We start from the raw sequence: 11,618 nt of genomic DNA on the forward strand, positions 1-11,618 counted from the left end.
CTTACCTGATGCTCACAGGCAACGGCTGGCAGCAATGGTGGTCAGACGCAGACAAGTAACGATCATGCGATAGCTAATTCGAATCCTGCAGGGTACCGGGCGTCCATCCCCCACCCAACGCCTTATACAAGGTTATCTGGCTGTGTTGCTGTGAAAGTCGGCTCTGAATAAGGGATTGCTGAGCGGCGTATAGCGTGCGCTGCGCATCCAGTACGTTCAGATAGCCCGTTGCACCATTGGCATACTGTGCCTGCACAAAATCGAACGCCGCCTGAGAAGCCGCCACATTTTTTTGCTGTGCGTCGGTTTCCCTATCCACGACACTGCGTTCAGCCAGCGCATCCGCCACTTCCCGGAATGCGGTTTGGATGGTTTTTTCATATTTCGCCACGGCAATATCGCGTTCAACGTTGGACGTCTCTAACTGCGCCATAAGTCGGCCACCACTGAAAATCGGCAGGTTGATTTGCGGCGCAAAATTCCAGTTGCGCCCACCCGCATCAAACAACTCACCCAGTGCGTTGCTGGCCCGTCCTGCTGAGGTGGTCAGACTAATACTAGGGAAGAAAGCGGCACGGGCAGCACCGATATCGGCATTCGCACCAAGCAAACTGTGTTCCGCGGCAACGATGTCCGGCCTTTGTTGCAGCAGGTCTGAGGGCAATCCGGCAGAAACGGGCTTTGCGCTCGTCATTCCGGTGAGCGAGTATGCCGAGGGTAACAAATCCTCAGGCAAGGGTTTACCCACCAGCAACTCCAGCGCATTGCGATCGGAGATGACTTGCTTGTCGGCCAGGAGTGTCTGATATCGCACGCTTTCCAGCTCACTCTCCGCCTGATGCAACGGCAGTGGTGAGGATTTACCCTCGATGGTCAGACTCTTTTGCAGATCATATTCCTCCTGGCGACTGCGTAATGTCTCGTGCGCCAGACGTTGTAAATCCTGATCCGCAGCAAGAGACATATAGTTTCCTGTCACGTCGGCAATCAGGCTAATCTGCGTGGCCCGGCGGGACCAGTCGGTCGATAAATAGGCCTGCCGTGCTTCTTCCTTGAGGCTGCGGACGCGGCCAAAAAGATCCAACTCATACGCGCTGATACCGACATCAAGGCTGTAGGCTCGGGTTACACCGCCAATGCCAGTGTAAGAAACCGACGCAGGGGTACGTTGCGCTTTCTCCGCGCCCGAAACGCCTACTTGCGGCACCAGTTCAGCTCGCTGAATCTGATACTGTGCATGGGTTTTCTGGATATTTAACACCGCAATCCGCAAATCCCGATTGTTATCCAATGCCAGTTGCACGACCTGCCGTAACTTAGGATCTGCAAATAATTCTTGCCAGGATACCGTCGCAACGGGCGACGCAGTATGCGCCTCTTTTACCGGCCACTGCGTCGCTACAGGCATGGCGGAACGATGATATTCCGGTGTCAACGTACAGCCTGCACACAATGAGGTGATGATGGCTGCCGTCACTAGCGTCAGGATGTGTCTGGACAAATATGACGCTTGGGAGATCATGGAAACGTTCATACCATTGCCACCTGACAAAGGGCGAAGGCGCGGCGGTTACCGCCGTCGGGATAAACAGTCAAACGCGTCATTTCGTCGGCTCCTCACGTGTAATGTTGAACCAGGTGACATAAAGCGCGGGCAGGAATAACAGCGTCAGGACGGTGCCGACGATAATGCCGCCCATCATGGCATAAGCCATTGGCCCCCAGAAAATCTCGCGCGCGATGGGAATGAGAGCAAGCGTGGCGGCGGCGGCGGTTAACATGATCGGCCGCATACGATGTTCGGTAGCCTGTACAACTGCCTGCCAGGGCGATATTCCTTCGGAACGTAAGGTGTCGATATGCACGACCAGAATGACCGAGTTGCGGATTAAAATACCCACCAGCGCCAACACACCCAAAATGGCGACAAAGCCCAGAGGGGCATTACTCAGCAGCAATGCCGCCACCACGCCGATCAAGGCCAACGGGGCCACAGAAAACACCAAAAAAAGACGATGAAAACTTTGTAACTGAATCATCAAAATGGTGGCAATGACAAAAAGCATGACGGGGACCACCTTCACTATCGGTGCCTGTGCTTTCGCACTCTCTTCAACCGCTCCTCCTGTTTCTATCGTATAGCCCTGAGGAAGGCTCTGTCGTAACACCTCCACGTTTGGCTCAAGAGCCTGCACAATGGTTGCAGGTTGAATATCTCCGCTGACGCCCGCTTTCAGCGTGATGGTGGCAGCCCGATCGCGCCGCCAGATAGTCGGTTGCTCAAGCTGATAACTGAACGTCGCGACGGAGGATAGTGGGACCTGCCGACCATTGTTTCCATCGAGCTGCAAATCCAGCAACGCGTCCACCGAACCGCGATCTTTTGCCTGACCTCGCCACAATACGTTGATCAGATAGATATCGTCGCGAACCTGCGTGACCACCTCGCCACCGGTCAGACCATTCAGCGCCTGGGCAATAGCCTGCGAGGAAACCCCCATCTGACGGGCCTTATCCTGCAGTACGTTTACCTTGACCACTCGGGCAGGTTCATTCCAGTCGAACGCCAGGTTGGTCAATGAGGGGTTCTGTCCGATAACAGCGGCCAGTTTATGCGCCTCGGTACGTACTGTCTGGATGTCCGGCCCGGCGACCCGGTACTGCACCGGCTTACCCACTGGCGGGCCTACGTCCAGCAGTTTGACGTAGGCATCCGTGCCGGGGAATGTGCGTGCAAAGTAGGCGCGATACTCTTTTTGCAAACGGTCCCGGGTTTTGATGTCTTTCGCCACAATCACCATCTGGCCGAACGACACCGAAGAAGGCTGAATATCGAAGGATAAAATAAAGCGCGGTGCGCCGGTGCCGATATAACTCGACCAATGATCGACATCGGGATTATTTTGCAATTTCTCCCGCTCGAATTGCGCCATTTGTCGGCTGGTTTCCTCGATCGAGCCGTTTTGCGGCAGGTTCCAGTCCACGATCAGCTCCGGCCGGTCAGAACTGGGGAAAAACTGATGTTGCACCAGCGACATACACAGAACGGAAACGATAAAGGCCGCACAGGTACTGCCAATGGTTAACCACCGATGGCGCAAACAATATTGCAGCATGCGGGAAAACGCGTGGTCGGTACGGCTCTTGTGCTCGGCTTTCTTTGTTATCGTCTTCGGCAGCAGTGCTACGCCCAACAGCGGGGCGATCAGTACCGCGACAACCCAGGACACGATCAGTGAAACAGCGATCACCACAAACAACGTGAACAGAAATTCGCCTGCATTACTGGCATTAAAACCGACGGGAATGAAACTGGCTACCGTGACCAGCGTTCCGGTTAACATCGGAAAAGCGGTGGAGGTGTAGACATGCGTTGCCGCTTTTCTGAGGCTATCCCCCATTTCCAGACGGGCCACCATCATTTCTGTCGCAATCATCGCATCATCCACCAACAGTCCTAACGCGATAATCAGTGCACCCAGGGATATGCGTTGTAATGAAATGCCGGAGTAATACATCACCAGGAAAGTGATGGCCAGCACCAGCGGAATGGAAATGGCCACCACCAGGCCAGCCCTGACGCCGAGGCTGATAAAACTGATCGCCAGCACAATGACCACCGCTTCAAATAAGGCACGGGTAAAGCCGGACACGGCGTCATCCACAATCGCGGGTTGGTCGGACACTTTGGACACCGACACCCCGGCCGGCAGGTCGTGCATAATATGGTCGATAATCCGATCCAGCGCATGGCCGAACACTAGCAAATTGCTGCCTGACTTGATGCCTACCGCCAGCGCGATGGCGGGTTTGCCGTCGTAACGAAATAGCGAGGTCGGTGGATCAACATAACCACGGGTAATGTTGACCACGTCGGTAAGCGGGAAGAAGCGATTATTAATACGTAAGTTGATGTGTCGCAGGCTTTGCTCGGAGGCGAAGCCTCCATCCACGCGTAATGCAATACGGTCCGATCCCGCTTCAATAAAGCCGGACGCAGTCACGGCATTCTGAGCCTGCAATGCCGCGATAACGTCACTGCGGCTTACGCCCAGTTCGGCACTTTTGCGGGGATTGAACTCAAGGTAAATCACTTCATCCTGCGCGCCAAGGATATCAACGCGTCCGACGTTGGGGATGGTCAGGACTTTCTTTTGCACATCGTTGACATAATCACGCAACTGGCGTTGGCTGATGCCATCGCTGGTGAAGGCATAAATATTACCGAACACGTCATCGAAGCGGTCGTTTAAAAAAGGGCCCTGTATACCGACAGGAAAATTGCCCTGGATATCCGCCATCATATTGCGGACCCGTTGCCAGACGGCACGAACGTCCTTTGACGGCGTATCTTCCTTCAGATCGACGAAAATAATGGTTTGTCCAGCCGTTGTCTGGCTGCGGGTGTGATCTAATGTATCGATTTCCTGTAGTTTTTTTTCAATACGGTCAGTCACCTGATTCGTCATTTCTTCCGCAGTGGCTCCGGGCCACTGCGCCTGTATGACCATCGTTTTGATGGTAAATGCGGGATCTTCTTCTCTTCCCAGTTCCTGATAGGAAAAGAAACCGATCACCGCAGAAATAATGATGAAATACCACACCAGGGAACGGTGCTCCAGCGCCCAGTCCGAAAGGTTAAATTTGTTCACAGCGTAGACGTCCTCTCAATGCGGATTTTTTGCCCTGGTTGCAAGCTGTTCACACCGGCAATAACGATCTGCTCACCTTCCTGCAATCCACCCAATACACGTACCTAATCCCCCTGTGACGCAGGCATTAACTGAATTTCTCTCAGGCTGACGGTCAGGCTGGATGGGTTAATCACCCAGACGAAATGCGCCTGCTGTCGTTCAAGGATGGCGGTAGCGGGGACAATCAGCGGCTTGTCAGTATTTCGTGCCATCAGGGGGGAAACGGTCACCACGGTGCCTAAACGAAACGCCTCAGGCGCGTCATTAATGGCAATTTTCACCCGGCGCATGCGCGTCGCCGCATCTGCCGCCGGGGCAATCTCTCTCAGTTCTCCAGTCCATTTCACGGCGGGATCCATCTGCAGCGCGACCTCAAACCGATGGCCCAGAGTCACGTCTTTTAGCTGGGACTCCGGCAGGTCAACCACGGCATCGCGTTCACCCAGATAAGCTATCTGCAATAACGTCTGACCAGCAGCCACCGTCTGCCCGGTCTCAACCGACACTGAGGTGATGACACCATCAAAGTGTGCTTTCAGTTCTGCATAACTTAACTGCTCACTGGCTTTGCGTAGTCTGGCCTGTGCCACATCGACCGCCGCCTGAGCGGCGGTAAGGCTTTGTTCGGCCTCCTCAAGGTTCTCAACGCTGGTGACGTTTACCGCAGCAAGACTCCGTTGACGTTTCGCCGTGATAACGGCGTTTTGCAGTTTTGCCTGGGCATCTTGCACGCTAGCCTGCGCACTTTGTACAGCGAACGCCAACGCCAGGGGGTCGAGCCGGGCGAGTACCTGCCCGGCTTTCACCTCATCGCCCACCTCAACATGCCGGGACACGACCCGGCCCGGCGTTTGAAAGGAAAGCGCGGACGTGATACGCGGTTGCACCGTCCCGGCCAGGCTCATCCCGCCGGCGGATTCCTTAAGCGCCGTGGCAGATAACACATAACGCGGCGAGGGATTGACGGCTGCTTTATCATCACACCCCGCGATTGATGCCAGTACTATTGCCAGAGTACCTATCAAAAACCATTGTTGTCGGTTCATTTCACGGTAGCTCCCTGGAAACGTGCTGCCCTGCTATCAGAAACTTGCTGCCTTCAGTCACCACCCACGCACCGGGCGTAAGACCGGCGGTCACGACAACGTCTTGCGAGCGATAGCGTGCAACCGAGATCTCATGCAGGGAAACCGTATCTTTCCCTTCCTCTATCACCCAGACAGCGGGTTTGCCCTGATGTGATGTCAGCGCACCGGGTGGCAGTAAAATGCCCGGTTGCTCGTTGACCACGATGTTGCCGACAACTGGTGCGCCGAGCGGCCATTGCGCAGAGACGGGTAATGTCGTTTTAACCTGCACGGTGCCGCTGGCCTCATTCAACATCGGTGCAATTTCCCGCACTTTCGCGGTTAAAGCCTCTCCCTCTCTCGCCGAGATCAATCTCACTCTGATGTCATCTCCGGGGTGCTCATTGAGTAAAATGGCTTCCGGTACATCAAATACCGCATCACGGGGGCCATCATGAGCCAGAGTGAGCACGGTTTGCGCTGAAGCGACTACCTGTCCGACTTCCAGTTGCCGCGAAACAATCACACCATCAGCATCGGACTTGAGCTCGGTATACGTTAGTGCATCCTTCGCCGTATCAAGTGAAGACTGCGCGCTGACCACCCCAGCCTGCGCACTGCTTAAATCCTCACGCGCCTGATCCCACTCGGCCTGTGAGATAGCGTGGATTGTCAGCAACTTTTGGTCGCGACTAAAAATACGTTGTTTTAGCTGAAGCGTTGCGCGTGCCGAATGCAACGTTGCCTGGGCAACATCCACGTCTGCTTTTTTTTCGATATCGTCAAGGCGGGCAAGGACCTGTCCTTTCTGAACCCGGCTTCCGACATCAACCAGACGTGCAATAACCCGTCCCTCTGTGCGGAATGCCAGATCGGCCTGAAAGCGCGCTGTCACTTCCCCCGATATTTGAGCCTCATTTTGATACCGGACCTTTTGCACCTGTAGTGCTTTTACCGGCTGCGGAGGTGGCGTCAGCGCCTGTTTTTGCCCGTCACACCCTGTCAGTGCTATCCAGGCTAACCCGTACGCGATCATCGAAAACCGTTGCATGGGATCCTCATCATTGAAACCGTAGAAAATAGACGTTATATGTATCATTGACTGACTGGTCAGTCAATTAAACGCGCAATACATCGTAGCTGTGCAACACGTTTGATGCCCGTTAAAAATGGCTTCACTTTTTCGTATTGATTTTCAGTGGTATTGAAGTGTGTCATGATCGTAGCGGGACATGAGCGAGCGCCGACACACGAAAACCTTAAGGAGTACGGTTAAATGTTAAACAAGATGACGCGGGCTGAACAAAAAGCGCAGCGTCCCTATGAAATTCTGGAAGCCGCTTTTGAAGAGTTCAGCATCAAAGGTTATGCCGCAGCCCGGCTTGATGACATTGCCAAACGTATCGGTATCAGTAAGGGGACCATTTACCTCTACTTTCCGACGAAAGAAGCCTTATTCGAGGCGATGACTCATCACCACTCTCAGCCTTACCGGGACGTTCTGACCACCGCAGAATCCTTTAAAGGCAGTTGCTCTGAGCGTCTGCGAGCGTTGCTTTTGTTTGCCTTCGAAAAGATCTCCAAAGATAAAAAAATCCAACAATTGCTACGATTGTCACTGACTGAAGGCTCCCGTTTTCCGGAGATCGTTGACCGCTATTACCAAGAGTTTGTCGGGCCGCTCGCCGGAGCAATAGGTAAACTACTGGCTGATGGCGTTGCAGCCGGGGAGTTTCGTGCCGGGCCGGCAACAAGCACCCCCGAGGTGATAATGGGCTCGATTTTGCATCTGATGATATTGCATATTAATGTCCCCGGCCGCCGACGTATCAATAAACAAACGTTAGTAGAAGCCCATCTGGATCTTACGCTTAATGGTGTGTTAGCCCACCCATCGTAGTTCGCCTCCCGATGTGCCAGAAACATGCTATTGCTGTTCAGGGGAGAGGATACCGTGTCGACAAAATCCCAACCTAACCCGCTTACTATCAGAGGGTAAACACCGTGCGGCAGCGGCTGTCATCCTCAACCCAGGCGTGATTCACTTCGCTTAACGGACGTCGCTGGAATGGAATGGAGAAATCGCTCCGTGCGGCGGCGTCTAGGAGTTCGCCGACAGAAGCAACCAGTTCTGAATTCGATACGCTGCCAAGCCCGCTACCCATCAGCGTCAGCCCTGAAGAACGCAATAATTTACTGTGTAGCGGAATATCCTGCCCGCTCAGCGAACCGATTTGGACAAAACGCACCACTTTCTCCCCGCCGGCAATGGCAGCCGTCATGATATCGAGTGCGCTCTGGCCCCAGAGATAGTCCAGAACCACGTCGATACCCTCAGCCATCAATGCCGGCAGTTTTGTTGGCAATGCATCCAGCGTAATCGCCACATCGGCACCTTCCGCACGCAGTTTCTCCAGCGCTTCATGGTTGCGGCCAGTAACAATCACTTTTCCGGCACCAAGGTGACGTGCGATGCGGACGGCCAGTCCGCCGGATGTACCGGTTGCGCCGTTTATCAGTACCGTTTCATCTTTGCGCAGTTGCGCCCGGCGCGTTAATGCCGTCCAGGAAGATATTCCGGGGTTGGCCAGCGCGGCGGCTTGCACCAGATCCACTGTGGCAGGTAGCGGCACGATACCCTCGACTGGCACCTGCGTTCTCTGCGCCATGCTTCCCCAGGGCGAAGTAAACGCCAGAAAGTAGACCGGATCGCCGTTACTGAGGTATCCCGTGCCGTCAATCCCGGCGATAAAAGGATACTGTAGCGATGCGCTGTAATGGGTGCCTGCCGCGCGTGATTTGGCCAATTGGCTCACCGCGGATGCTTTCACCGAGACCACCACATGCTTGTCATCGGCTTGGGGTTCAGGGAAATCACCGTACACCGGCAGTTTCCCTTTTTCAGTAACAATGGCTGCTTTCATGTTATCACCTTCAGTTAATAGGATAATGCGTGTATTATGCACACATTATGTTTGCCCTGGGATAATGTCAATGGAAAATGTGCAAAATACACATAATTGTGAAACCTTCGATGACTTGCATGATGCGCTGCTGACTATCGTCGGTGCGTTTAACCGCCCTCAACGCGATGAACTGATGATAAAAGAATCCGGCATTCAGCTTGATCGCGCGCTGTTTCCGCTACTGGTGCAGATAAGCCGTTTTGGCCCAATTGGCGTAGTCGAACTCGCCGACCGTGTTGGCCGCGATTACACCACGGTGAGCCGTCAGGTCGCGAAGCTGGAGGCGACGGGGCTGGCGCAACGCCAGAAGAACATCAAGGATAAGCGGGTGAATGAAGCCGCTATTACTAAAGCGGGCAAAGCGATGACCGATAAAATTGACGCCACGCGCGCGCAGATATACCGCCATGTTTTTGAAGAATGGCAGGATCATGAACGCACGGAACTGACAAGATTACTGCGGAAGTTTGTGATGGATTTTGCCGTATCGGAAAGCAAGAAAAAAAGCGGTTAATCGTTCCGACACGGCTCCCTGTCTGGTATCCCGCGCATCATGGCAGTTGGGTGTGCATCGGGCAGCAGCAGGGGAAGAGCATCTCCCGGCCGTTGAATCGTGGACGATAATGCTCCGGGTCATTTCCCTGTCGCTGCTTTCGTACTCACGGATTTCGCTCCCGCCGGTTTTTCCGCACGCGCTGCAGCATGGCGATGGCGACCACCACGGCGGCGAACAGCAGCAGGATTAGCGTTTGGTATTGCTGCCAGTACGGATCCGCCACCAGCGCCAGCATCAGCGTTGCCGCGAACAGCACCACAAACCCTGCGAACCACAGCGACTCGGTGACCTTGCGCACCGGGAACAGCCACAGGCTGACGACTCCGGTAACGACAATCCCCCAGAAGGTGATAAACAGGATCAGGCGTAGCACCCAGCGGTTGGGGCAGACGACGTCGATCACCGCATTGGCGGCGGAAACCAACTGCGCCAGCGGGGTCGGCAGGCTGGCGGCGGGGTAGTAGGTGCGGCTGATGAGTTGTTGGCTGGCGTCGTCGAGCGGCAGCGGCCAGTATGCCGCACTGAGAAAGCTCCAACTGCTGTAGCGCACCAGTTCCGCCAGTTCGGTGGGTTGTCGGCGGTTGGCGTCGGTAATCAGGACAGGCACCATTTTGCGGTACAATTCGGCAACGCCGGTTTGCGGTTGCTGACTGAGAAACTGGCGCAGGTCGCTCAACTGGTCGCGTGTCCGGCGCGATTCCCCCGCGCCATCGGGCGTATCCGATTGCAGAATAAACCGGTCGATATACGGCAGCAGCGCTTGCAGATTATCCAGCGTATAGAACCCCTGTTGCTTTAGCAGCGACTCCACCGGCACCATCAGGTTAATGGCGTAGCGCGGCGGCGCATTGTCGTCGTGTCCGGCGGGCGTGAGCGCGTTCCGTAATGCCTGCACAAAGCGAATAAAGCGCAGTTGACCGGCGCGACCGGCGAGCGGCGTCAGGTCGACGTCCAGCGTGACGCCGTCCGCCATCGTATCCCGCGTGCTTACGCCAAAGGTGAGCCAGGGCTTGGCCCGGTTAGCCCAGCCGTCAAGCGGCGTCTGCACGCTGTTGCTCAACTGGGCCACCAGCGATGGGGTGAACAGGCCGGCGAGCGCTGACGGCGACAACGCCCTCGGCGAGGACACCACCAGGTCGATAGCGGTACGGTAGCGGTGCGCCAGCCGGATGAAATCGGAATAGGGGCGGTTTTCCCGCCAGTTGGGCGGCAACACCAGTTGTGGGCCGCGCGTAGCCGGCACGATCGCCGCGGAAAAATAGCCGATACGGTCCAGTTGGCGAAAGTTAAGCGTTTGTCCCTCGGCCAGCGGTTGCCAGTATGGATAAAAACCATAGAAGGTGGCGTCGTCGCCGTTAATGTTTGGGGTGCTATCTTCACAACCACAGTCAGCGGGGGCGCGCCAGACCATCGGCGCTGTCGCTAACGTGGGTACGCCGTCTTTGCGGGCGATCGCCTCAATGCGTTGCCGGTCCTGCGGGCTGAGGCGGCTCAGCCCGGCCAGCTTCATCGCCACCTCCCACTGATAATGGTCGGCAAACGGCATATCTTTCAGCGTGGTCAGCCGTGCCAGCGTCTCTTTATCCGGCGCGACCAGATTGGGCGTCTGATACCACTGTTCCAGCGCGGGTTGATTGAGCGAGTACGCCGTCAGCGTGCGCAGGTCATCCCCCGTTAACGCGTAGTACTGCAACGGCGTTGCTGCCGGCGGCGGGGCGTCTTCGTCAGCCTGCGCCGTCAGGAACGCGATGGTTTGCCGCATCGGCCACTGCAACAGTTCCGGTGCGCTCATGTGGCTGCGCCAGTAAGGAAAGAGCTGACCCAGCTCCGACACCTTGCTCATCGACACCAGCAAGGTGTCGGCGAAGGCGTTGTTATTGGGCGGCGGCGTGATGTTGAACTCGCCGCAGAACGTCGCCAGCCATTGACGAGTCCTGGGGCCGGGCCGCCCGTCGGCAACCGGGTTGCCTGCCTGATACGCCGGGTCATCGTGATAAATAAGCGCCAGTGTATCTTGCGTAATATGGGTAAAACGTCGGCTATCCATCCGTTCCAGCGCCTGACGGCACTGGGTGTAAGTCGGCGCTGGTGCTACGGCGGCGGGGGCCGGTGCGACAGGCATCGGCGCAGCATCGACGACCGGTGAGAGCAGTGCTCCCCACGCAAGCAGTACTTTCCATGAAAACCGTAATGCCGACGGCCGCGCCGGCGTTGCATTGTGCCGGGTGATGCGATGAATGCTCATTTTAAAGGTTCTCTCTTAGAGCCTATCCCATTAGGGCTATTTCACTGGCCATTTTGGCCCTGGGCAGTGCTCGAAATCCTCACGTACTGC

The 11,618-nt window shown here is 55.7% G+C and carries 8 protein-coding genes; 2 read left to right on the forward strand and 6 right to left on the reverse strand.

Going from position 1 to position 11,618, the window contains the following annotated elements; translation table 11 throughout:
• Window positions 1-73: 73 nt before the first annotated feature.
• From DCH402_RS03290 to DCH402_RS03305, 4 genes are all read right to left on the reverse strand, one after another.
• On the reverse strand, window positions 74-1,534 hold the full coding sequence (locus tag DCH402_RS03290) for an efflux transporter outer membrane subunit (RefSeq protein ID WP_039999673.1): 1,461 nt from the start codon (window positions 1,532-1,534) through the stop codon (window positions 74-76).
• Between the two features lie 67 nt (window positions 1,535-1,601).
• The gene (locus tag DCH402_RS03295) at window positions 1,602-4,652 is read right to left on the reverse strand and encodes an efflux RND transporter permease subunit (RefSeq protein ID WP_039999675.1); all 3,051 of its coding nucleotides are present in this window, start codon (window positions 4,650-4,652) and stop codon (window positions 1,602-1,604) included.
• Window positions 4,653-4,756: 104 nt separating this feature from the next.
• On the reverse strand, window positions 4,757-5,740 hold the full coding sequence (locus tag DCH402_RS03300) for an efflux RND transporter periplasmic adaptor subunit (protein ID WP_050583250.1): 984 nt from the start codon (window positions 5,738-5,740) through the stop codon (window positions 4,757-4,759).
• A 1-nt stretch (window position 5,741) separates the two neighbouring features.
• Window positions 5,742-6,812: an efflux RND transporter periplasmic adaptor subunit gene (locus tag DCH402_RS03305; RefSeq protein WP_039999677.1), complete on the reverse strand. Its 1,071-nt coding sequence runs from the start codon at window positions 6,810-6,812 to the stop codon at window positions 5,742-5,744.
• Window positions 6,813-7,037: 225 nt separating this feature from the next.
• On the opposite strand from DCH402_RS03305, the gene DCH402_RS03310 reads away from it, so the two are divergent.
• Window positions 7,038-7,661 (forward strand): TetR/AcrR family transcriptional regulator, encoded by a 624-nt coding sequence (locus DCH402_RS03310; RefSeq protein WP_039999678.1) that lies wholly within the window; start codon window positions 7,038-7,040, stop codon window positions 7,659-7,661.
• Between the two features lie 88 nt (window positions 7,662-7,749).
• Here the strand turns inward: DCH402_RS03310 and DCH402_RS03315 are convergent, their stop codons facing one another.
• Window positions 7,750-8,685 carry a quinone oxidoreductase family protein gene (locus DCH402_RS03315; RefSeq protein ID WP_039999680.1) on the reverse strand — a complete coding sequence of 312 codons (936 nt, stop codon included), beginning with the start codon at window positions 8,683-8,685 and terminating at the stop codon, window positions 7,750-7,752.
• Window positions 8,686-8,755: 70 nt separating this feature from the next.
• Here DCH402_RS03315 and DCH402_RS03320 point away from each other — a divergent pair, with 70 nt between their 5' ends.
• The gene (locus tag DCH402_RS03320) at window positions 8,756-9,241 is read left to right on the forward strand and encodes a MarR family winged helix-turn-helix transcriptional regulator (protein ID WP_039999681.1); all 486 of its coding nucleotides are present in this window, start codon (window positions 8,756-8,758) and stop codon (window positions 9,239-9,241) included.
• 145 nt (window positions 9,242-9,386) lie between these two features.
• Here the strand turns inward: DCH402_RS03320 and DCH402_RS03325 are convergent, their stop codons facing one another.
• Entirely contained in the window at window positions 9,387-11,528 is a 2,142-nt protein-coding gene (locus DCH402_RS03325; protein WP_039999683.1) for a hypothetical protein, read from the reverse strand.
• Window positions 11,529-11,618: the final 90 nt, after the last annotated feature.

The organism is Dickeya chrysanthemi NCPPB 402 (genome assembly GCF_000406105.1).
Taxonomy (GTDB): Bacteria; Pseudomonadota; Gammaproteobacteria; order Enterobacterales; family Enterobacteriaceae; genus Dickeya; species Dickeya chrysanthemi.

Coding starts and splice junctions, on each gene's coding strand:
- DCH402_RS03290 (WP_039999673.1), bottom strand. CDS start 1,534: ATGAACGTTTCCATGATCTCCCAAGCGTCATATTTGTCCAGACACATC.
- DCH402_RS03315 (WP_039999680.1), bottom strand. CDS start 8,685: ATGAAAGCAGCCATTGTTACTGAAAAAGGGAAACTGCCGGTGTACGGT.
- DCH402_RS03320 (WP_039999681.1), top strand. CDS start 8,756: ATGGAAAATGTGCAAAATACACATAATTGTGAAACCTTCGATGACTTG.
- DCH402_RS03310 (WP_039999678.1), top strand. CDS start 7,038: ATGTTAAACAAGATGACGCGGGCTGAACAAAAAGCGCAGCGTCCCTAT.
- DCH402_RS03300 (WP_050583250.1), bottom strand. CDS start 5,740: ATGAACCGACAACAATGGTTTTTGATAGGTACTCTGGCAATAGTACTG.
- DCH402_RS03305 (WP_039999677.1), bottom strand. CDS start 6,812: ATGCAACGGTTTTCGATGATCGCGTACGGGTTAGCCTGGATAGCACTG.
- DCH402_RS03325 (WP_039999683.1), bottom strand. CDS start 11,528: ATGAGCATTCATCGCATCACCCGGCACAATGCAACGCCGGCGCGGCCG.